Source organism: Pseudomonas sp. CBC3, assembly GCF_037967085.1.
Taxonomy (GTDB): Bacteria; Pseudomonadota; Gammaproteobacteria; order Pseudomonadales; family Pseudomonadaceae; genus Stutzerimonas.
Window position 1 is genome coordinate 167897 of sequence record NZ_JBANEO010000002.1, and the last position, 21659, is coordinate 189555.

Here is a 21659-nt window from a genome sequence, read left to right on the forward strand (position 1 = left end):
CCCGCGTAGTTTCGGCTTGTGGCGGAGCTCAATAAACCTATGGCTGCGGCGCCGATACTTCGAGATTTGAGACGTTTATGCAAAACCGGAACAGTCTGCCGGGCGTGGCCAGCTCGGTCGGGGCGTCGATACTTTTCGCCACGCTGTACTACTACACCTCGCTGCTCGAACCGCTGGACGGCCAGCAGATATACGGCTGGCGCATCCTGCTTACCGCGCCCTGCCTGGCGGTGCTGCTGATCGGCTTCGGGCGCTGGGGCGAGGTTCGCCAGATCCTTGCGCGCCTGTCGGCAGAACCGAGGTTGTGGCTCGCGCTGCCGCTGTCTTCGGCGCTGGTCGGGTTACAGCTCTGGCTGTTCATGTGGGCGCCAATCAACGGCCACGGGCTGGACGTCTCCCTCGGCTACTTCCTGCTGCCGCTGACCCTCGTGCTGACCGGCCGGCTGGTGTTCGGCGAGGCGATCAGCCGCCTGCAGCGCCTGGCCTGCATACTGGCGGCCGTTGGCGTTGGTAACGAACTGCTGCTTGCCTCGTCCCTTTCCTGGCCAGTGCTGGCGGTCGCGCTCGGCTATCCCTGCTACTTCATCCTGCGCCGCCGGATCGGCACCGCTAACCTTGGCGGTCTGTGGCTTGACCTCGTCATCAGCCTGCCAGTCGCCGCTACCTTCGCCTTGGGCGATAGCGCCACCCTGCAACAGGTCATCGCAAGTCCACGGCTGCAACTGCTGATCTTCGGATTGGGCGCGCTCAGCGCCCTGGCACTGGCCCTGATGATCATCGCCACCCGCCTCAACCTCGCCCTGTTCGGCCTGCTCAGCTACGTTGAGCCGGTGTTACTGGTCGTGGTCGCGTTACTGCTCGGCGAAAGCATCGCGCCGGACCAATGGCTGACTTATGGCGCGATCTGGATGGCAATTGCGGTGCTGGTGGTGGAGGGAGTGAGGGCGTTGAGGAGGGGGAGGGGTTAGCTGTTTAGGTGGCGCAGATTCGACCGGGCGGCCGGTCGCGATAGGCAAAATCGGCCAAACGCTGCTACTCGCTCTCAGGTATCAATCCACGACGAACAACTTGGCGCCGGTAGCGGTTGAAGACCGGTGAGCCTCCGCGTTGTCGGCCACTTGGTAGCTCATGCCGGCGCTCAAAGTGAATGTACGGCCATCATCGAGTTCGGTCTCCAGTTGACCTTCCAGACATAGCAGAATGTGTCCCTTCCGGCACCAATGATCGGCAACGTATCCAGGGGAGTAGTGAACCATTCGAACTCTCGTATTACCGAATTGGCAGGTACGCCAGAGCGCCGTGCCGGTCTCACCCGGATGCGCAATGGGTTCTATTTTCGACCAGTCGGTAGTGCCGAATGGGATGTCAGTGAGTTCCATGGTTGCCTTGCCAAAAGGGTAAGGTTCGAATCCTACCGATACGCCACCAAGCCAGATAGATACAGATCGGCCTTGTTTCTCCAATACACCCACGTACAACCCACGGGCGCCTCAGACGACTATTCGAAAGAGGTCTAATCAAGCGGTTCGGAGCAAGTCGGGGCTCCGTACATTGTCGGCGTCCGTCCAGGCGACCCTGACCGCCTGCTATCGGCCAGGAGCGGACGCTCACGAAGCCAACTCACCACGATTGGCAATCCATGCCAGTGCCGCGACCCAAACTACGGATACGGTGTAATTGAGCCGCTGATACAAACCAAATCCATGTCCATCGTCGAATGCTTTGGCCATCATGCCGACAGTCACGACAGCAAAGATCACGCAGAGTATCGAGAACCATCCGAACGCTGGCGATGACAACAGCCTCTTGCTAAGAGCCCCCCAAAGCGCGGTCGCCAGCGTCAGCGAGAGGAACATGACTAGTCCTGCCAGGTTATGAACCTGCTGAGACGGCGAGGGTTGTGCAGGTGCGCATCCTGGATCGCATGAGAACACCCCAGTAGCAAAGCTTGCCAGACCGTGGATCAGTATCAGCTCTGCGCTGAGCTGGGCTAGACGCGATGTCGTGAACCTCCGAGCAACACCCAGAGCAAAAAGCACGAAGAGCACGCCTAGGGGGAAGTTGTTCACCCAGGCGGAGAACGGGTGGGTGGGGGCTCCTACTGCCCCTAACTGGCTCATCGCCTGGTCGATATGGCTGTAGCCCGGATAGCTCAGCGACGTTAGCGCCACGCCCGCAAAGAGCCAGAGGGGAATTAATAGCCCCAGGCACAGTAAAGTTCGGTCAAAGGTACTCACGGTGCGGCCTTCCCTTGTCATGGCAACTACCAACTCCATCTCTCGTAAAGTGCCTGCATGCTAGGGATCACTGATGCTTTCGAGCTAACGATTTTTTTGCAAGGCAGCTTGCGCATGCGTCATCCTGTCGCCCCTTCAAACCACGGATGGATCCATGAGCAGACGTCCGTCGAGTTGTCAGTTGCTGGTGACAACTATGCTTCGCACATTCGTGCGGCACTGGCCGATATCGAACGGCACACCCGCCAGCTCGTTGCAGACGCTAGGGGCAGTACCTCGCTGGAAATTGGCGTCATTCCCACATTCGCCAGTCGTTGGTTGATACCCAGGCTGGCTCGATTCCAGGCGCGCTACCCCGATATAAAAGTGAATCTCCACGAACGCACACAGCCCTTTTCCCTTGAGCAAAGTGGCTTGCACGCTGCGATCAACTACGACCATCCCGTCTGGCAGACAATGCGAGTACAGCCGCTCTTTGTAGAACCGATGGTTGCCGTCTGTCACCCTCGCCTTGCAAGCGAAATACCCGAAAGCATGCCGCTACTTCACAAGCTCGCGAGCCCCTATAGTTGGGCTCGTTATGCAACGCTTGCTGAATTGCCACTGGATTCCAACTCGACAGGCCCCACCTATGATCGCTATGCGCTGCTGATCGAAGCGGCGAAAGCCGGCATAGGAATGGCGCTCGTGCCTAACTGCTACGTTGAGGAGGAGCTGCTTGGAGGCCGGCTTGTAGCTCCTTGGCCGGCATTCGAAGAACTCTGCGAACGCTACGTCCTGGTAACTCGCCCGAGTACGCATGCCGCTTCTGCACTGACGAATTTCAAACGTTGGCTTATGGAAGAGTCTGCTTCCGGCTAGGCCATAACTGGCAATCATCCCTGAGCTTTAGACAGCAACTCCGTCCGGTTTCGGCCAAAAGGCTGCCGTCGAAAAAAGCTGCTACACATCACTTCAGGAACGTAGAACTGGCAGTTGCTCTACGGTAAAAACCGGGAACTGGGTCCAATGTGTCGACTCTCAATTATTTATTCGCTCAAAGGAGCATGATTATGTCGGTATCAAGCGAAAGCCGAACCGCCATCCGAGCAACCCCCCTCACGGCGCGCGATGCGGCGCATCGTATGGTCTTAATGCTTTGCGTCACAGCGATGGTGCTGTTTACAACGCAGGCCTTCGCTCACCACGGTTGGGCCTGGGCGGAAGAAGAACAGTCGGAGTTGAAGGGCACGATTACCGAGATTTCGATGGCGCCACCTCATCCGGCCTTGCGCGTAGAGGCTCAAGACGGCCGTTTATGGCAAGTCGATCTGGGGAATCCGAACCAGACGCAACGTTCCGGTTTCACCGACGATACCGCCAAGGTAGGAGATGAAATCACCGTACTCGGCAACCGCACCAAAGAGCCGAACGAAGCGCATATGAAAGCTGTGCGCATTACGGTCGGCGGCAAGCAATACGATATGTATCCGGAACGCATCAAGGAATGACGACACGGCGATGACGGGCTTTCTGCAATCAATTGCCGGCTGGCCCGGTGCCGTCTTCCTGCAGGAATACTGGATCGCCTATCTGGTCGTCAATGCAACTCACATCCTTGGGATAGGGCTACTCCTAGGCGCGATCCTGCCGCTCGATTTGCTCCTTTTGCGTTCAATGCACGGACGGGATCTGCTGGTCCTTGGCCCCTTTCTAGTACGCGCAGCGGCAACGGGCACCACGCTCGCGGTGATAACGGGGCTATGGTTGTTCTCAGTGAGGCCAGCGGAGTACGCAGAGAACCCAGCCTTTCTCTGCAAGGCCGCGCTGCTAGTGCTGGCGATCTGCAACATTGCACTCCAGCATCGCAGCGAGCGCTTTGATGCCGCCCTGTGCGGCTGCCAGCCAACTGTCCGAGTTCGCGCCCTGGCCGCCGCATCCGCCATTCTTTGGCTTTCGATCCTCATAGCTGGCCGCTGGATCGGCTTTGTCTGAGGCGAGGATATCGCGGGCAGTTAGCGGCGCCACCAATTAGCGACTCTGCCAGCGCTATCAATATTCCAGCAGAAGGTTTTTCATCTACTGTCCGCATGGGCCCACTCAAGAGCAGCAGTTCGCTCGCTGCCACGCGGCTTATATCTGTCTGCAAAATCTATGCGGTTAACAAAACAGTGCATCGATACGTGAATTGGCCCGTTTGACGGCTTCGTCGAACTGATCGCCGCCGATAGCGGTGTATTCCAGGCTGACCGTCGTCACGTCGTGGATGCCCAGCATGCCCAATACTGCGGTTAAGTAGGGCTCTTGGAAGTTCATGTGTGCGTATGCTTCGCCTTTCTCATAACCATGGCCGCCCCTCACGAGCAGCAGGTACGCTTTCTTGTCGTGCAGTAGACCGGCGTAAGGGCTGCCAGGGGTGCCAGGTACCAGGCGGGTCGTGATTCCCATGCGGATAATCTGGTCGATGTAGGCTTTCAGCGTACTGGGCACCGACAGGTTGTGCATGGGGCAACCGATCACGATCTGTGTGGCTTGCTTCAACTCGCTCACCAGCTCGTCGCTGAGCGTCAGGGTGTCCTTCTGTTGGTGGTCTCGGGTCTCGGGCGGGGTGAAAGCGGCCTGGATCCAGCGTTCATCGACGTGTGGAATCGGCTGGTTACCCAGCTCTCGGTGGATGATTTCGCCGCTCGGGTATCGAAGGCGCCAGAGGTGTACGAAGCGTTCTGTCATTTTCCGACTGTACGACCCGCTGCGCTGCGGGCTGGTGTTGATGACGAGCAATTGTTCCATGAACGACCCCTTCGTATTTCGATGGTCAGAATTACCGTTGCACCAGTTCGAGTAGTGAGCCCGGTCCGAGGATCTGGGGCAGCAGCCGTGGTTCGGCTTCACCCGCTCCGTACCACAGGTACAAAGGAACACCTGAGCGACCGTGGCGTTCGAGGAATGCGGTGATGACAGGATCGCCATTGGTCCAGTCGCCCCGCATCACTACAACCCCGGCCACGGCGAAAGCCTGTGCGGTCGCGTCACGGTTGATGGCGACTTGCTCGTTCACCTTGCAGGTAATGCACCAGTCAGCGGTGAAGTAAACAAACACCGGCACCTTGTCAGCGCGTAGTTGAGCTAACTGCTGCTCGTCGAACACGTGCCGCTGCACGTCCGAAGCCGGCGCGGTTTGCCCTGATACCTGGCTCCAGCCCAGGCCGAGCGCCAGAATCAATGCAAGAGAAGTGGGCAACCAGGCGTTGCGTTTGTGTTTCTGCTGCCGCAGGCCGGTCAGCCAGAGCCCGAGTGCAAGCAGCATGGCGCAGCCCAGGGATGCGACCAGCGCATTGGCCGGGACCTGATGGCTGAGTACCCACAGCAGAGAGAGCGCGGTAAGGAACATCGGCACCGCGAGAACGCGGCGCAAGGTTCCCATCCAGGGGCCGGGTCTGGGCAAGCGTCGTTGCAGCGAGGGGATGAACCCCAGCATCAAGAACGGTAAAGCGATCCCTAGACCAAGCCCGGTGAATACCAGCATGGCTGCGGCCGTCGGTAAAACCAGCGCAGCGCCCAGGGCTGCGGCCATGAAAGGCCCGGAGCAAGGCGTAGCGATGAAAGCCGCGAGCGCGCCGGTCCAGAACGCGCCACCGGCGCCGCTTTGGTTGGTTAGCTTGGTACCAGCATCGATCGCTGCCAGCTCGAACAGCCCGGCCAGATTGAATGCGATGGCCGTGGTCAGCAACATCAGGGTCAGAATCACGGCAGCGTTCTGCAACTGGAAGGCCCAGCCCACCTGAGTGCCAGCGGCACGCCAAGCGAGCAGAACGGCGCCCAGCAAGACGCAGACCAGTAGCACACCGCTGGTGTAGGCCACGGCGTCGCGACGAGCTATAGCCGGGCTGATGCCGGAGCGCGCGAGACTCATGGCTTTAAGACTGAGGATGGGAAAGACGCACGGCATCAAATTCAGCAACAGCCCGCCGGCAATCGCCCCGGCCAGCGCAAGCAGGATGATGCTCAAGCTGCTGTTGGACGTGCTATCGGGCGCGCTTGTCGGGCCGCCGCGTTTCGCGTCTATATCCAGGCCAAGGCTGTCGCTCAGCTTCAGCGTGGCGACGAAAGTATCGGGTACTTGATCACCCACACGTGTTTCCAGAATCAGCTCATCGCCCCGTCGCTCGACGCGTTGAGGGGCGGCATTTTCAATAGCCCCCTTGATCGCGGAAAACAGATGGGGATCCTGGATCGGTACGCTGGCCGGAAGGGGCACGCGCAGGCGTAGGAGATCGCCCTCTACGTCAAAACTGGCCGACGCGGCCAGCGGCCTGGGCAGCGCTTGACGCCAACTGGCGAAGCGGGCTGCAACGTCCGGCGACTGGTGACCGTCGCCTACGTGTAAGGTTGTGTTTAATGAGGCGCGCTCGGGGACGCAGGCGTCATACCGACAGGCCAGATATTGCATATCCACACGGATCGGCAATGCGGTCCCGTCTGGCAAGTCGTCGTCGAGGGTCAGGTCTACGAGCAGCGCGTAGGGCTGCTCGTAGACATGGTTCATCAAACCTTCGATCAGCAGCGTCCGCGGCAACGGATAGGCTGGGTCGCTCACCATTACACCGTCCGGTAGGTGCCAGGTGAACGTGGCCGGGAGGCCAACATCGCCTGGTTGTTTCCAGTAGCCGTGCCACTCGCCCTGAGGCTCCATGAGGATCGCCAATGTCGTGGTCGATCCAGATGAAGGCGCTTCGGTTGAAGCGATCAGCGATGACGCGATCAATACATCATCAGGACCGGGCATCTTTGCTGCCAAGCCGGGCAGATTGATAACGCACAGGCAAAAGCAGAGCAGGAGCCTTTTTAGCGATAGCAGTGGCATGCGGTTCCTGATGAACGTATCGAGTGGATAAAAGGGAGGAGGCGTCATGGCGCCTCCTCCCGTAACCGCAGGGCGAAACGGATCAATGCAGCGCCTTGACTGCCTCTACGAGATTGCTGTCCTGCGGTTTGAGGATATTGGCGACACGACCATGCGCGTCTAGAAGGACCACTGTCGGAATGTCACGAATGGCGAAGGCGCGAAAGAGTTCGTCCTGCTCGTCGAGCGCTAGCGGCAGGGCGGTAGGCGTGGTGTTTTTGTAATCTTGCAAGTCGCTGGCCGAGACCCAAAGCCCTGAAGAAACACCCAGCCACTCCATGTCGCCCTGGCCCATCAGGCTGTCCACATCCTTGCGTACCCGTAGGCAAGCCTGGGACGTCTTGGGCCGGCTTTCCTCGAGATAGGACTCGCACCAAGGGGCGAAGAACACCAGTGCGCGCGGCTTGTCGTCCTTGCCCAGCTTCACTTGATTGCCCTCTAGAGTTTCGATGTTCAGGCCGGTCACGGTGTCGCCCACGGCAAACTGCGGTGTCTCGGGCGTTGCATTGCTCTCCGAGCGGCTGGCGGAGGTCGTTTGTTCTAATACGGCACTTTCCAGCGCGGCGTGCAAAGCCTGGTCATCAAGGTGACCGATATGGGATATCCGGCCATCTCGGCCAATCACAACATGCTGGGGTGTCACCCGTAGGTTGAGGTCCGCCGCCAGGCTGCCGTCATCGATCACGACCGGCATGGTCAGCTGGTGCTCCTTGCGGTATGCGCGGATCGAGTCAATGTCGTCACTGAAGCCCGTGTTTACCGCGATGACCTGCACCTTGTCGCCCATCGTCTGTTGCAACTGCTCGAAGCCGGGCATCTGCTGGCGGCAGGGCACGCACCATGTGGCCCAGAATTTTAGATAAACCGGCTTTTCCCCGTACAGCTCAGCTAGGTCAATCTTTGTTCCATCGATGGTGTCGAGCACGGCAACCGGCCCAGGCTGTCCGATCAGCGAAGCGCCGGCGGTGCGTGCCCGCCGCTCACCCTCATCGTTCAGACTGCCGTCGGCGTGAGCCAAGTGGAGCGCGCTACCGAGCAGGAGCAGGGCCGCGAACTGCTTGATGAATGAGAGGAGAGACGGTGATTGCAAGGGGAGCTCCTTGACCATGATGGGCTTGAGGTTCTAGCGCTTCATCATATTGGTTAAAGGTCCAATAAAAAGGCCCATGAATAGCAAATCTGACTGTACCATCGGTGCGCCTGAGGTTGATGTCGTCTCCTTCGTCAACACAAGCGAGTGAGTGAGGGCTGCATGGAAGATTTGCGCATTGAACTCAACCGGAAAGCAGGGCGTTCTCTGGTTGAGCAAATCGTTGGAGCCATCGGCAGATCGATCCGTGAGGGGCATCTGTATGCCGGTGCCCGATTGCCGTCCTGGCGAGACCTCAGCGTTCAGCTTGGCGTTGCTCGTGGTACCGTTCGGGCGGCTTATGAGCGACTGATCGACGAACAGCTGATCGTTTCCCGCGGCGCGGCGGGTACCTTTGTCGCGCAACCGTTGCCTGCGGTCCGACCGACTGAAACCAGCAGTCTGCGCTCGCCATTGCCGGACTTCTACCAACATCCATTCAGCAATTCGCCCATGGTGTTTCAGGTCGGAATTCCCGCGCAGGACGTTTTTCCCTACAAGATGTGGTCACGCATTGCCGCGGGCGCGGCCCGCCAGGCCGCAATGGCACCGGTCAGCTACCCGGACCCTCGCGGAGAGCCCGGTTTGCGAACCGAAATTGCCGCCTATCTTGCAGTGGCGCGAGGCATCATCTGTGCGCCAGAGCAGGTCGTTATCACCTCCGGGTACTCCGGTGGCCTTGGGCTGATCCTGCATGCGCTCGGTTTGCGAGGGCAAACGGCGTGGATGGAAGATCCCGGCTATCCAATGTCGCGAACGGCGCTTTCCATCGCGGGCATCGAATCAATACCGGTCAGTGTTGATGCACATGGGCTGGACGTCGAAGAAGGTATCCGGCGTGCGCCGAATGCGGCCCTGGCGGTCGTCACCGCAGGGCAGCAGGCTCCTCTGGGAATGACGTTGTCACTGCCACGGCGTCTTCGCCTGTTGGAATGGGCGGATAAGAACGGTAGCTGGATCATCGAAGATGACTACCTGAGCGAACTTCAACTTGTCGGTCGGGCGGCCCCAGCGCTTGCCTCACAGGATCGTTCAGGCCGGGTCATTCACATCGGCACTTTCAGCAAGACCATCAACCCTGGCCTGCGTCTGGGGTTCGTTGTGGCGCCAACATCCTTGGCAAACCGGGTCGCAGATACAGCGGCTGCGCTGGCACCCGCTGCGTCGATCACCAGCCAATGGGCGCTCGCAGAGTTCATGCGCAAGGGTCATTACTTGCGCCATCTGCGCAGAATGAAGCGCACCTATACCGCCCGGTTGGCTGCTCTCCAGCGTGCCTTGAGCATTCCAGCCACGGCCGAGGCGATGGCGGGGTTAGCTTTGCTGGTGCACTTGCCTCAAGGTGCGGACGACGTTGCTATCAGCCAACAGGCACTGGCAGTCGGGCTTGCGCCCTTACCGTTATCTATCTGGTATGCCGACGCCGCACAGGCCCGAAGCGGCTTGCTGCTGGGCGTCACCAACGTTCCAGACGAAGGCATCGAGGACTGCTGCAGCCGCCTGGTTCGGTTCACTGAAGCGCTTATATAGAAACGGGGGGAAACCATACCGTTGAAGGGTGCTCGGCCTGTGCGAGGCGGTTCCAATGACTGGCCGTGCTGGCTCATCGACAGCGAGGGGGAAAACGGAATGACCAGTGTGTCGGGCGGCACCTGGAGTGCCGAGCTGGGTATGTACACTCAACTTGTTTAACGTTGTTCAATACAGACGCGCAAAAGAGGCAGCTCCTGGCCGAAATAGCCCGTCATGCGGTGATGCGCCCGGAACAGCAGCTGGTGGGCTCCCGGTCGGTGTTCTAGGCGTCGCACTACAGCCCAGCACTGCAGCACATCAGTCTCGGACGACTGACCCTTCGCCCACCGGAACCCACTGCGCCACTTGGCGTCCATGAAACATGGATAGACTCGACGAAACCACTTATCCCGAAGCCCCCTGGCATCTGACCGGTACCGCCTGCGTGTCGGCCTGGCGGGTGCCGGCGCGGGAACTGCCGCCGGCGCCGAAGGGGTTGGCTTATGCCGCTTTGGGTGACAACGTCCTGGTGCTGACCATCTGGGCGGCTTATCTGCCGGGCGGCACGTTGGCCTACAACGAGCTGGCGGTGGCTGCAGTGGTGCGGGGGCACGGCATGCTGGCGCCTGCCGGTACAGTGACGCATATCTGGGTCGACGAGGAGCGCTCGGTTGCTGGCGGCCACCAGCTGTGGTCGATTCCCAAGCAAATGGGCGATTTCGTCATCGAGCCGGGTACCGGTGAGCGTGGCTTCGCTGGGCAGTTGAGCGTCGACGATCAGGCGGTGGCCTCGGTGCGCTTCGCGCCGAACATGAGCTTGCCAGGGCAGCCGAGCGCCAGTGGTTTCGTGATTCAGCAGAACGATTGCGGGCTGTTGCGTACCCGCTGTCGTGGCCGGGGACGGATAGTCACCGGGCGCGCCGAGTGGGATTTTTCAGCTACCGGCCCGCTGGCCTTTCTGCAGGGCCGCGCGCCGTTTTTCAGCCTGTATCTGCGCGATCTGCAGGCCTCGTTCGGCATCTGAACGATCAGAAATCTTCTCCGGGTTCGCCTGTTCTCAACCAGCGACCAAGGCCGCTCGGCTTGGGCGGCGGTAACGCGAGTGACCGACCTAGGCCGCGCTCGGCAAGCACTGCTTCAGCCGCCAATGCGCCGGCTCGGGTGGCGCTCTCCATGCAATACGGCAAGCCCGTATCGACCCAATCACCTGAAAGCCACAAACCCGGCTCCACCGCCGTGCTCGGCCTTGCCGTTTCGGTGCCGGGGAAGGCAGCCGGAATCGCCATGGGAATGCGGTGTACCGAGGCCGACAGCAGCGCCGCGCGTTGCACCTCGGGCGCGAACTCGGCGATCTCGCGTCGCGTAGCCTCGATGATCGCCGCGTCGGACAGGTGCTCTACCCGCTGACTCCAGATGATATTGCTGGCGATCAGCGCGCCGCCGCGGGTCGCCGGGCGGATATTGGTCAGGTTGTAGAAATCGGTGTTGAAGCGCTCCGGGTTCCACGGCAGGGCCCAGAAGCGCGAGGCGGTGATCGGCCGGTCGAACCAGAGGTAGCAACTGATATAGGGGCTCGGCTGGAACCGGCGCGCGATCTGCGTCAGCGCATGAGTTTCGGGCAGCAGCGGGGCGATGGCGGTCGGTTGCACGGCTAGCACCACTGCCGGTGCCTCGACCTTTGCGCCGTCGCTCAAGTGCACGCCGGTGACTCGACCTTGCTCGCGCAAAAATCCATCCACCCCGCAGCCGAGCCGCACCTCGCCGCCATGGCGACGGATGAATTCGATCGCCGGCCAGGCATAGAGGTCGCTTAGCCCGACCTTGGGCATGCCGAAGGCGATGTCTTTGTGGCCGAGCGCCTGAGCAGGGAGGCGCATCAGCGATGCCGCCGAGCAACGTTCCACCGGGACTGCGAGGACGGCGATGGCCGCCGAGGCCCAAAACCAGTCGATGAAGAAGTCGCTGACACCGCACCATTCCAGGTGCTCACGCCCGCTGCGATCGTCCAGTTGCATCAGTTCCGGCCCGCTGCTGCGCTGGGTGCGCCAGGCCAGTCGTGTGTTGCTCAGCAGATGACGCAAGGGCACGCTTGGCAAAATGCGCGGTAGGTTGCGGATGTAGTGCAGCGGTGCCGGCAGTCCGCCGACCTTGAAGTGCATCGAGCGGCCGCGATCGAACACGGTCAGCAGCTCTTCGGTCTGCCACAGCACTTGATCCGCCGTGCCCAGCCGCTGGAGCAGGGTGCGCATGTTGGCGTATTTGTTGAGCAGGATATGCGGGCCGATATCGACGCTGTCGCCCATTACCGGATCGGCCCAGCTCCGAGCCCGCCCGCCGGGCACGTCGGACGCCTCCAGGACGCTGACCTTCAGGCCTGCGTCGGACAGCCAGACCGCCGCGGACAACCCGGCGATACCGGCGCCGATGATGACGACGTCGGGCTTCATCCGGCGGTTGCGCCGCAGCGGGAGGGTTGATGGGGCATCGGCGGCGCTCTTCGGGAGTCGGGTCTGCTTGTGACCCCCCGCGCCGTGGAAGATGCCGAAGCGGAAGCGCTTTCGACGCTCGACGGAACCAGCTGAGCCGCCTTTCGACGGCTCGCGGACCGGTTGGCTCAGAGCGTCCAGTTCACGCTGAACATCAGGTTGCGTGGTTCGCCGTAGACGACGCTGGCGTTGTTGGTGATGCTCGAGTAGTAGGTCTTGTCGAACAGGTTGTTGAGGTTCAGGCGCGTATCGATGTGCTCGTTGACGCGATAACCCAGCATCAGGTTGACCAGGGTGTAGGCGTCCTGATCGATGCGATAGCTCGAAGCCTCGCTGTAGGTACTGTTCTGGCTGTTCAGGCTGCCGCCGATGCGCCATTTTTCGAGCGTGCCCGGCAGGTGGTAGACGGTGGAGGCTTTGAACAGGTGGCGCGGTTGTTTCGGATCGAAGAACTCGCCTTCGTTGGTCGGGTCGGCGTCCTTGCGGTACTTGGCTTCGACGTAGGTGTAACCGACGCTCGCTTGCCAGCGCTCAGTGAGCGAGCCGGCGAGTTCCAGATCGATGCCCTTGCTTTCCACTTCCCCGGCAGCCTCGTAGCAGCTGACGGCCGGAAAGCTGGGGCACGTGCTGGCCTGGTCATCGAGGAGCCTGGCGCGATTTTCCTGCAGGATGCGGAAGACCGCCGCCGAGGCGTTGAGCCTGCCGTCGAAGTACTCGCCCTTGAGGCCGATCTCGTAGTTGATGCCGGTCATGGGTTCGATGACGCTGCCGCTGACGTCGCGACTGTCTTGCGGCTTGAAGATGTCGGTGTAGCTGGCGTAGATGGAGTACGTCTCGTTGAGGTCGTAGACGATGCCGGCGTAGCGTGTGACGTTGCGTGTGACTGTGTAGCTGCCGGTGTCGGTGCCGTCATCGTAGTCGTACCAGTCCAGGCGCCCACCGAGGATGACTGTCAGCGGGTCGGTGATGCTAAGGCGGGTGGCGCTGTACAGGCCTTTCTGCTGCGCCTCGAACTTCAGGTTCCAGAGGTCCATGTCGTAACTCGGCTTGGGAACCGCGCCGCTGTCCCAGTTGCCGGGGTCGATGTCCGTGCCCGTATCGCCCCAGCCGCCGTGGCCGTCGAAGATTTCGGTTCGGGTGCTGGCACCCACCACTAATTCGTGGCGCCGGCCGAACAGCGTGAACGGGCCCGAAAGGTTGCCGTCGTAGCTGTCGTAGTCGTTGACATAGGTATAGGCGCCCGTGCCCTGGTTGAGCTCGTCGGCGTTGTACCAGAAGTATGAGCCGAGCATGTTGATGCGTCCCCACATCTTGTTGCCGGCCAGGCGCAGCTTCCAGTCGTTGTCGAAGCGGTGCTCGAGCTCGGCGAACAGATGCCGGGTATTGGTATCCCAATAGGCCCAGTCATTGCCCAGGTAGGTCGAGCGGGAAAGGTGCAGGTCGCTGCCATCCGGTGCGGTCGGCAGGCCGCCCCAGTCCGAGTCCTTGTTGTCGTTCTGGTACGACGCGCCGAGCGTGAACAGCGTTCTGTCGGTAATGTCCGCTTCGACGATGCCGTAGGCGAAGGCATGTTCGCTGCCGCCGTAATCGAGATAGGTGCCGTTGTCTTCGTAGGCCGTGACGAAGCGTCCGCGCAGGGTGCCGGTCTCGTTGAGCGCATTGGACGCGTCCACTTCGGTGCGGTAGCGATCCCAGCTGCCAGCGCTGGCGCCGATGCTCACGTAGGGATCGGAAGTTGGGCGCTTTCGGATCATGTTGATGGCCGCCGCCGGGTTGCCGGCACCCTGCATCAGCCCGGTAGCCCCGCGAACCACTTCAATGTGGTCGAACATGGCGCTGTCTGGGGCGGTGATGACGTCCTGCGAGAATCGTGACAGGCTCATCGGTAACCCGTCGTACATGATGTTGTCGACCTGAAAGCCGCGCGCGTGATAACGCTGACGTTCCGGACCGGACTGCTGGATGGTCAGCCCGGGCGTGCTCAGCACCACGTCATGCAGGTTGTTCAGCCCCTGGTCTTCGATCTGCTGACGAGTGATCACACTGACCGATTGCGGTGTCTCCCGCAGCGACATGGGCAGCTTCGTCGAGGAATTCACCACGCCGGTGGTGTAGGAGCCGGTGCCCTCGGTGGTGCCATCGACCGGCGCGCGTTCGGCGACGATATTCATCTGCCCGAGATTCAATTCGTCCTCTTCACTGGCGGCGCTGGATACCGTTGCGGTGCCGTCTCGTAGCTCGGCCTCGTATCCCGTCCCCGCCAGCAAACGCCGCAGTGCTTCGGCTGGCTCCAGCGCGCCTTGAACGGCTGAAGAGGTTCGACCCGCGAGCGCGTCGGCACCGAACACCACCTGCACGCCGCTCTGGGCCTGGAATTGCTGCAGGGCATCGGTAAGCGGCTGTGCCGGCACGTCCAGCTCGATGGGAGCCGCATATGCCCCAGCACAGGCACCAAGCCAGGCTGAAAGCGTCAGGGATTGGATAAGTCTAGGTTTCACCGTGGTCTGTCCTTGGCATGCGTGAGTGCGAGCGCGGCCGTATCGCCTGCTGCAGACGATGATGAGCGGCGCTTGAAGGCGGCATCGGTGCGGCATGGAAGCAGCGGGAACGACGCCGACAGCAAGCCTAGGCAAGGATCGAACGGTTGTAAATGAGAAATATTCGCGGATGTGTGTTGTTGCTAAATGCGTGCTTATCGCGTTTGCTGTGGTTTCACAATCACCGAGCTTGGTAGCGCACGCGCTGCGGATCGGCTCGGCACGGCGACGGTAAGCCCGCTACAGCGCCTGGGCTTCATCGGTGATTGTCCTGTTGTCGAAGCCCAACACCCCGTCTCTCCCCAGTCTTAACCTCAGAAAGTCTTTTGCCAAAAACAGCGCTCCCTGATAGCACCCAGCAGCCTCCGCTCGTATATCGTCCATCGATAACCCTCGCCCCGGAGCGTTCTGGTAGCGCGCGCTGAAGTGCGTCAGCACCAGGTTGGGTAACCCGACGGCCTGCGCAAAGGCTGCAACCTGTGCCGCAGTGCTGTGGCCGAAATCGTTTTTACCCGCGTCGGCGATGGGCTGGGTGTAGGTGGCTTCGTGAACGAGCACGTGCGCGTCCTGGCAGGCGTCATGCAGCAGCTCGGGGCGGTCATTGTCGCCGGCGATCACGACGCGGCGGGGCGGGCGTGTGGACAGGAGATAATCCTCGCTGCGCAAAAAACGGCCTTGGAATTCGATGTCATGGCCGCGCACCAGTTGCCCCCAGAGCGCGCTGCGAGGGATGCCGTCGCGGTCCAGCTTCTCGATATCGAGGCGCGGGTCGGGCCGCGCTTCGGTGAAACGGTAGCCCCAGCTCGGCACGCGATGGGAGAGGGCGATGGCTTCGACGCGCACCTGCGGGTTGCGCCAGCCTTCGAAGGTCTCGATGGCGTGAAAGCGGAGTTCATAGGGCAGGCGGCTCTGGCTCATTTCGAGCGTAGCGCGTATCCACCCTTCAATTGCCGCGGGTGCGATGATTTCCAACGGCTCCTGCCGGTGCGCCATGCCGGCGCTGGCGAGCAGACCGGGCAGGCCAAAGCAGTGATCGCCGTGCACATGCGTGATGAAAACCGCGCGCAGGCCATGCAAGGTCAAAGGTGTGCGCAGCAGCTGGTGCTGAGTGGCCTCGCCGCAGTCGATCAGGTACCAACCTTTTCCGCTGTCTTCCACCAACGCCAGCCCGCTGACATTGCGGGCCTTGGTCGGTGTGCCGGACGAGGTACCAAGAAATAGCAGATCCACACCTGTGCTCCTGTTCTGCAATGTTTGTGATTCGTGACTCAGCGTCCTGATCAATGCAAGCAGATCCACGGGCGACCGCCATTCTCGAGGCCCGACATATTTCCTCACAGTGCCCAGCGTTTCGTTTGGTGGGTTAAAGGTTGCTGAAAGCTTTGCTCCGTAGCCTACCCGGCTCACCTGTTTCAGCTGGATAAGAATAAAGAGGAGATTAGGCTTGTTGACTCTGATTGGTCTGTTGACCATTGGCAGCTTGGTAGTACTGCTGCTCGTCGGGCGCATGGCGCCGATTCTGCCGTTGATCGTAGTACCGCTGGTAGGCGCATTGCTGGCCGGCTTCGGACCGGAGGCGATCTCCGGTTTTTTCACTGACGGTCTGGAGCGTGTGATATCCATCGCCGCCATGTTCGTCTTCGCCATCACCTTTTTCGGCGTGCTTCAGGATACCGGGCTGTTCCGTCCGATCATCGGCGCCATGGTGAAGATCACTCGCGGCAACGTGATCGCCGTGGCGATGGCCACTGCTGTGATCGGCATGCTGGCGCACCTCGACGGCGCCGGCGCGACCACCTTTCTGCTGACCATTCCTGCGCTGCTGCCGCTGTATCGTCAGCTGCGGATGAGCCCGTACCTGATGCTCATGCTGCTGGCCCTCGGCGCTGGCATTTTCAACATGCTGCCCTGGGCTGGCCCGTTGGGCCGCGCGGCGGCGGTGACCGGCATTGAAGTGACTGAGCTGTGGCGGCCGCTTGTTGCCGTGCAGGGCATCGGCGTGGTGTTGCTGGTGGCACTGGCCGCCTTGCTGGGTTGGCGTGAACAGCGGCGCATCGCGTCGGGCAACGTACCGGCAGATGTTGGCGTGCTGGTCGATACCCATGCGGGTCTTCACGAACCTACCCCTGAAGAGCGTGCGTTGGAGCGTCCCGGGCGTCTCTGGGTCAATGGAGGCCTGTTCCTGCTGGTGTTGATTGCGCTGTTCGCGGGTGTGTTACCGGCTGGCTACATCTTCATGATCGGCCTGTCGCTTGCGCTGTTCATCAACTACCCAGGCGGCAAGACACAGATGCAGCGCATCGCGGCGCATGCGCCGGCGGCGTTGAGCATGGGCATGATTATTCTCGCGGCGGGCTCGATGCTTGGGATGCTGACCGGCACCGGTATGCTGACGTCCATCGCCCAGGATCTGGTGCAGGTGCTGCCTGCCTCGATGGTGTCGCAGCTGCACATCGTTCTCGGTGTATTTGGTCTGCCGATGGAGCTGATGCTGAGCACCGACGCCTATTACTTCGGTCTGCTGCCGGTCACGTTGGAAGTGGTGACCAATCACGGCGTCGAGCCAGCCAGCGTCGTTTACGCGATGACCATTGGCAACATCATCGGTACGTTCATCAGCCCATTCTCGCCAGCACTCTGGCTAGCTCTGGGGTTGGCCGGGCTGGATCTGGGCCGGCATATCCGCTACTCGCTATGGTGGATGTGGGGCTTTTCCTTGTTGTTGTTCATCGCCGCTTGGATGCTTGGTCTCTTCTGATGATCCGAGACGTAGCAATCTTCTTATATCGTTTAGCTACTAAAAAAGAACAAACTTATATTAAGGATTGCTAGTACTCGCCGTTATGCTGCTTCCCTTTGACACGGCCCAGGCGGGCCTCAACGGGAAGCGAACGATGGAATTAGGTGTTATCGGCTTTGTGGTGGCCGGCCTGCTGGTGGGGTTCATCGTTGGCATGACAGGCGTTGGCGGTGGCTCGTTGATGACGCCTATTCTCCTGTGGTTTGGCGTCAACCCGGCTGCCGCCGTGGGTACCGACCTGCTTTACGCGGCGATCACCAAGGCCGGTGGCGTCTGGGTGCATCAGAAGAATCGCAACATCGATTGGAGCATCACCGGCTGGCTGGCGCTTGGCAGCGTGCCGGCAGCAGGCCTGACGCTCTGGGTGCTGAGCGGGTTGCACTCCGATCCGGAAGTACTCAACGCGATAATCAAACAGTCGTTGGGCGTCGTTCTGGTGCTCACTGCGCTAGCGGTGCTATTCAAAATGCCGCTGCTCGCGTTCGCCGCTCGTCTGTCTGGGCCGACGCCGCGGCTTTCGCCACGTGGGCTTAACGTGCTGACCGTGGTGGTTGGCGGGGTGCTCGGTGCGATTGTGACGCTGACCTCCATCGGTGCCGGCGCGCTGGGTACCGTGGCGCTGTTCTTTCTCTACCCGTTATTGAGCACGCGCCGCCTGGTCGGAACGGAGATCGCCCATGCCGTGCCACTTACGCTGGTGGCAGGGCTGGGCCATGCCGGCATGGGGAATATGGATTGGACCATCCTGGCCTATCTGCTGGTGGGCTCGTTGCCGGGGATTTACCTGGGCAGCAACCTGGCCGGCAAGGTGCCGGATACCGTCCTGCGTCCCTGCATGGCGGTTATGCTGGCAGCCATCGGCTATAAGCTGATCTGACCCCTTTCGGCCGGATGGTCTGTTATCCGGCCTGTTCGCAATTGACCATCCAGGAGACGCCGAAGCGGTCGGTCAGCATGCCGAAGCGCTCGGCCCAGAAGGTTTTCTCCAGCGACATCACGACCTGTCCGCCTTCGGCCAGCCCGTTGAACAGGCGTTCGCACTCGGCAACGCTTTTGGGATGCAGGGATATCGAGCAACCCTTGATGCCTTCGTATGGGCCGCCGCCACAGGCTGCATCGCCGGGCATGGTGTCGGATGCCATGAGCTGGTAATCGCCCAGGTTCAAACAGACGTGCATGATTCGCTCGCGGTGCTCGGCAGGAAAGTGCTCGGCTTCGGGCGCCTGAGCGAAGGTCATCATTTCCAGCGTGCCGCCCAGTACTTGTTGATAAAGCGTAAAGGCGTCGCGTGCCTGGCCGTCGAAGGTTAGATAAGGGGTTATCTTCATGGTCATTCTCCTGTTCCGATCAGTGGGAAATCCGGGCGCGCAGGCGTTCTTCCTGCTCGCGCAATTCGGGCGTGAATTCAGCGCCGAAGTCCTCGGCTTCGAATACTTGACGGATCTCGATTTCCGAGTCGCCAATGGCTGACACGGGACAACGCTTTACCCATTCGATGGTTTCTTGCAGCGATCCGGTCTGGAACATCCAATAGCCGGCGATCAGCTCGTGGGTTTCGGCGAACGGGCCGTCTACGACCGAGCATTGCCCCTCGCTGAAGCGCACGCGTGCGCCCCGGCTGCTCGGATGCAAACCTTCGCCACCCAGCAGTACACCGGCACTGGCCAATTCTTCGTTGTACTGGCCCATGGCCGCGAGCACTTCCTCGCTGGGCATCACACCCGCTTCGGTGTCGTGGTTGGCCTTGATCATCACCATGAATCGCATCGTCTGACTCCTTTATCGGATGGGAGAAAACAGCCTAGACGGATCTGCACGAATTTCCGCTGGCTCTGATCATTGGTCGAGTGGGAGAGGTGAGAATCGACACGATGACGAAATTTTCTTTGCTACTGCAATAAACGGGCGCCTAACCCTTCAGGTGATTAGGGCGCTGGTTGGAGACTCCGAAAATATTTCTGCAAGGTCTGCATCCGATTCGGTTTCTCGCGGGTAGTACAGGTAGCGGCCAGATTTGCCGCCCACTTGATCACTATCGGAGATTCAAAATGGACGCGAAAAAGATCCTTTGCCTGACCGGACTTTCCCTGGCGCTCGGCTGTTCGGCCAATGCCTTCGCCAAAATGGACGTACCCGACGCCGTCAAGGTCCCGGATGGCCACACCGTCAGCATGGAAACCCGCGGCGTCGGCAAGATCACCTACGAATGCCAAGCCAAAGCCGATATGCCCGAAAAAATGGAGTGGGTGTTCATCGGCCCCAAAGCCGCGCTCAATGATCGCAGCGGCAAGCAGGTCGGCAGCTACTACGGCCCGCCTGCCACCTGGGAAGCGGCGGACGGTTCCGCGATAACCGGCACCCAGGTTGCGGTAGCTCCGGCAGGCGAAGGCAACATCCCGTATCAGTTGGTCAAGGCCAACCCCGCCGAAGGCGACGGTGCGATGAAGGGCGTCAGCTACATTCAGCGAGTGGCGACCAAGGGCGGCGTAGCGCCTGCGGCAACCTGCGATGCAGCCAGCAAGGGCGAGCGCCAGATCGTGGATTATCAGGCCGACTACCTGTTTTGGACCAGCAAGTGAGTCCAGCACAGCGGGCAAGTCGCTCGATATGAGCGTTAAACGCCTCTATGCTCCACAGAAGCCCCGGCCTGCGCGCCGGGGCAATCACAATCAGCCAGTGGCGGGTCAATTGTCAGCAGCGTCCTCATCACCGTTCGACTACGAAGCAGCCCTGCGCGCTTGCGCTCGCGGCGAGCGCTCGGCATTACAGAAACTGTATGAACAGGAAAGCCCGCGCCTGCTCGGCGTGGTTCAGCGCATCGTGCGAGACGCCGCGCTGGCGGAGGACATCGTGCATGACGCCTTCATCCGCATCTGGAACAAAGCGGCAACGTATGACCAGACGCGCGGCTCTGCCCGTGGTTGGATCTTCAGCGTGACCCGCCACCTCGCCCTCAACGCCGTGCGCAACGATGCCCGGCAGATGCAGATGGACCCAGACGAGGAGCGCGAAACCAGCCACGCAGCCATCGACGGTTGGCAGGAACAGACCGACGCCTTCGATTGGCGAGTCAATCCCGGCCGGATCGAAGCCTGCCTCGAACAATTGGAACCGGTGCGCCGCAACTGCGTATTTCACGCCTACGTCGACGGCTATTCCCATCAGGAAATCGCCCAGCGCCTGGGTGCTCCGCTGGGCACGGTAAAGGCCTGGATCCGCCGCAGCCTGACCGCCCTTCGCGAGTGCATCGGATGAATACCGAATTCAACGACAGCGGCGAAAGCCTGCACGAACTGGCCGGCGAATACGTACTCGGCACCTTGCCTGCGTCGCAGCGGGAGGACGTCGAGCGGCGCTTGCCCGTCGAGCCCGAGCTGCAAGCCGCCGTGGATTATTGGGAAGCCCGCCTGTTGCACCTGACCGATCTGGTCGAGTCGCAAACGCCATCGCCGCGCCTGTGGACTCGCATAGAACGTACCTTGGATGCTCACCAGGCCGCACCGGTGCCGCGTAACCGTCAAATGAAGTGGTGGGACAACCTATCGCTCTGGCGAGGCTTCGCCGCCGCTGGCATGGCCGCGACGTTGGTGTTGGGCACGTTGCTGCTTACCCGCACCACGCCGGAATCATCGCCGACCTGGCTGGTGGTGCTCGCGACTCCGCAGGGTCTTGCCCCCGGTTGGGTGATGCAGGCCAGTAACCAATCGCGGGAAATCGAACTGATCCCCCTCGGCGTGACCGAGCTGCCGCCGGACAAGGCGCTGCAGCTCTGGACCAAGGCCGAAGGCTGGCAGGCGCCGGTCTCGCTCGGATTGGTCAAACCCGGTGAGCCGGTGAAGATTCGCCTCGACGAGCTGCCGCCGTTGCAGCCCAATCAGCTGTTCGAACTCACGCTCGAACAACCAACTGGCTCGCCAACCGGCAAACCGACCGGGCCGATCCAGTTCATCGGGCGCGCGGCGAAGGTGATCTAGGGCTGGCGCGTTTCGCGCAGAACCGCGGCTTTGCTTGCAGCGACCCATTTGGAACCACTCGCAGCAACATCCGACAAATACCTGCCCCCTCTCCCTCCGGGA

Annotated in this window: 22 protein-coding genes; 12 read left to right on the forward strand and 10 right to left on the reverse strand. The window is 61.0% G+C overall.

What is annotated here, in order from left to right; all coding sequences use genetic code 11:
- Positions 1–77 precede the first annotated feature (77 nt).
- The gene (rarD, locus tag V6943_RS07860; protein ID WP_181101839.1) at positions 78–968 is read left to right on the forward strand and encodes an EamA family transporter RarD; all 891 of its coding nucleotides are present in this window, start codon (positions 78–80) and stop codon (positions 966–968) included.
- Positions 969–1049: 81 nt separating this feature from the next.
- On the opposite strand, the gene V6943_RS07865 is transcribed toward rarD, so the two are convergent.
- Both V6943_RS07865 and V6943_RS07870 read right to left on the reverse strand, forming a co-directional pair.
- Positions 1050–1379, reverse strand: a complete 330-nt coding sequence (locus tag V6943_RS07865; RefSeq protein WP_181101837.1) for a DHCW motif cupin fold protein — start codon at positions 1377–1379, stop codon at positions 1050–1052.
- 228 nt (positions 1380–1607) lie between these two features.
- Positions 1608–2237: a DUF998 domain-containing protein gene (locus V6943_RS07870; protein WP_340553134.1), complete on the reverse strand. Its 630-nt coding sequence runs from the start codon at positions 2235–2237 to the stop codon at positions 1608–1610.
- Positions 2238–2294: 57 nt separating this feature from the next.
- Here V6943_RS07870 and V6943_RS07875 point away from each other — a divergent pair, with 57 nt between their 5' ends.
- The 3 genes from V6943_RS07875 to V6943_RS07885 all read left to right on the forward strand — a co-directional run bounded on the left by V6943_RS07875 (position 2295) and on the right by V6943_RS07885 (position 4211).
- Positions 2295–3098 (forward strand): LysR substrate-binding domain-containing protein, encoded by an 804-nt coding sequence (locus tag V6943_RS07875; protein ID WP_340553135.1) that lies wholly within the window; start codon positions 2295–2297, stop codon positions 3096–3098.
- Between the two features lie 185 nt (positions 3099–3283).
- Positions 3284–3727, forward strand: a complete 444-nt coding sequence (locus tag V6943_RS07880; RefSeq protein WP_219853053.1) for a DUF6152 family protein — start codon at positions 3284–3286, stop codon at positions 3725–3727.
- A gap of 10 nt (positions 3728–3737) precedes the next feature.
- A complete protein-coding gene (locus tag V6943_RS07885; RefSeq protein WP_340553136.1) occupies positions 3738–4211 on the forward strand; it encodes a DUF2214 domain-containing protein in 474 nt (157 codons plus the stop codon).
- 165 nt (positions 4212–4376) lie between these two features.
- On the opposite strand, the gene V6943_RS07890 is transcribed toward V6943_RS07885, so the two are convergent.
- Both V6943_RS07890 and V6943_RS07895 read right to left on the reverse strand, forming a co-directional pair.
- Entirely contained in the window at positions 4377–5006 is a 630-nt protein-coding gene (locus V6943_RS07890; protein WP_340553137.1) for an FMN-dependent NADH-azoreductase, read from the reverse strand.
- A 31-nt stretch (positions 5007–5037) separates the two neighbouring features.
- Positions 5038–6909 (reverse strand): protein-disulfide reductase DsbD family protein, encoded by a 1872-nt coding sequence (locus V6943_RS07895; RefSeq protein WP_340553138.1) that lies wholly within the window; start codon positions 6907–6909, stop codon positions 5038–5040.
- Here V6943_RS07895 and V6943_RS07900 point away from each other — a divergent pair.
- A complete protein-coding gene (locus V6943_RS07900) occupies positions 6908–7111 on the forward strand; it encodes a hypothetical protein (RefSeq protein WP_340553139.1) in 204 nt (67 codons plus the stop codon). The genes V6943_RS07895 and V6943_RS07900 overlap by 2 nt on opposite strands.
- Before the next feature lie 51 nt (positions 7112–7162).
- Here V6943_RS07900 and V6943_RS07905 read toward each other — a convergent pair whose 3' ends face one another.
- Positions 7163–8209, reverse strand: a complete 1047-nt coding sequence (locus tag V6943_RS07905; RefSeq protein ID WP_258189903.1) for a TlpA family protein disulfide reductase — start codon at positions 8207–8209, stop codon at positions 7163–7165.
- Positions 8210–8371: 162 nt separating this feature from the next.
- Here V6943_RS07905 and pdxR point away from each other — a divergent pair, with 162 nt between their 5' ends.
- Positions 8372–9778, forward strand: coding sequence for a MocR-like pyridoxine biosynthesis transcription factor PdxR (gene pdxR, locus V6943_RS07910; RefSeq protein ID WP_340553140.1), 1407 nt, complete (start codon positions 8372–8374; stop codon positions 9776–9778).
- Positions 9779–10142: 364 nt separating this feature from the next.
- Positions 10143–10784 carry an acetoacetate decarboxylase family protein gene (locus V6943_RS07915; RefSeq protein WP_181101825.1) on the forward strand — a complete coding sequence of 214 codons (642 nt, stop codon included), beginning with the start codon at positions 10143–10145 and terminating at the stop codon, positions 10782–10784.
- Between the two features lie 4 nt (positions 10785–10788).
- Here the strand turns inward: V6943_RS07915 and V6943_RS07920 are convergent, their stop codons facing one another.
- From V6943_RS07920 to V6943_RS07930, 3 genes are all read right to left on the reverse strand, one after another.
- On the reverse strand, positions 10789–12207 hold the full coding sequence (locus V6943_RS07920; RefSeq protein ID WP_340553141.1) for a hydroxysqualene dehydroxylase: 1419 nt from the start codon (positions 12205–12207) through the stop codon (positions 10789–10791).
- Positions 12208–12374: 167 nt separating this feature from the next.
- A complete protein-coding gene (locus tag V6943_RS07925; RefSeq protein WP_340553142.1) occupies positions 12375–14744 on the reverse strand; it encodes a TonB-dependent siderophore receptor in 2370 nt (789 codons plus the stop codon).
- A gap of 279 nt (positions 14745–15023) precedes the next feature.
- Positions 15024–16013 carry a ribonuclease Z gene (locus tag V6943_RS07930; RefSeq protein ID WP_340553679.1) on the reverse strand — a complete coding sequence of 330 codons (990 nt, stop codon included), beginning with the start codon at positions 16011–16013 and terminating at the stop codon, positions 15024–15026.
- Positions 16014–16227: 214 nt separating this feature from the next.
- Here V6943_RS07930 and V6943_RS07935 point away from each other — a divergent pair, with 214 nt between their 5' ends.
- Together V6943_RS07935 and V6943_RS07940 are read left to right on the forward strand one after the other, a co-directional pair.
- Entirely contained in the window at positions 16228–17541 is a 1314-nt protein-coding gene (locus tag V6943_RS07935; RefSeq protein ID WP_131651130.1) for a CitMHS family transporter, read from the forward strand.
- 136 nt (positions 17542–17677) lie between these two features.
- Positions 17678–18460, forward strand: a complete 783-nt coding sequence (locus V6943_RS07940) for a sulfite exporter TauE/SafE family protein (protein ID WP_340553143.1) — start codon at positions 17678–17680, stop codon at positions 18458–18460.
- Positions 18461–18482: 22 nt separating this feature from the next.
- On the opposite strand, the gene V6943_RS07945 is transcribed toward V6943_RS07940, so the two are convergent.
- A complete protein-coding gene (locus V6943_RS07945) occupies positions 18483–18911 on the reverse strand; it encodes a VOC family protein (protein ID WP_340553144.1) in 429 nt (142 codons plus the stop codon).
- 19 nt (positions 18912–18930) lie between these two features.
- The gene (locus V6943_RS07950) at positions 18931–19350 is read right to left on the reverse strand and encodes a YciI family protein (protein ID WP_340553145.1); all 420 of its coding nucleotides are present in this window, start codon (positions 19348–19350) and stop codon (positions 18931–18933) included.
- A 281-nt stretch (positions 19351–19631) separates the two neighbouring features.
- Here V6943_RS07950 and V6943_RS07955 point away from each other — a divergent pair, with 281 nt between their 5' ends.
- From V6943_RS07955 to V6943_RS07965, 3 genes are all read left to right on the forward strand, one after another.
- Positions 19632–20162: a DUF3455 domain-containing protein gene (locus tag V6943_RS07955; protein ID WP_181101809.1), complete on the forward strand. Its 531-nt coding sequence runs from the start codon at positions 19632–19634 to the stop codon at positions 20160–20162.
- A 109-nt stretch (positions 20163–20271) separates the two neighbouring features.
- Positions 20272–20838 (forward strand): sigma-70 family RNA polymerase sigma factor, encoded by a 567-nt coding sequence (locus tag V6943_RS07960; RefSeq protein ID WP_340553681.1) that lies wholly within the window; start codon positions 20272–20274, stop codon positions 20836–20838.
- Positions 20835–21557 carry an anti-sigma factor gene (locus V6943_RS07965; RefSeq protein ID WP_340553146.1) on the forward strand — a complete coding sequence of 241 codons (723 nt, stop codon included), beginning with the start codon at positions 20835–20837 and terminating at the stop codon, positions 21555–21557. The genes V6943_RS07960 and V6943_RS07965 overlap by 4 nt, the downstream gene beginning before the upstream one ends.
- Positions 21558–21659 lie beyond the last annotated feature (102 nt).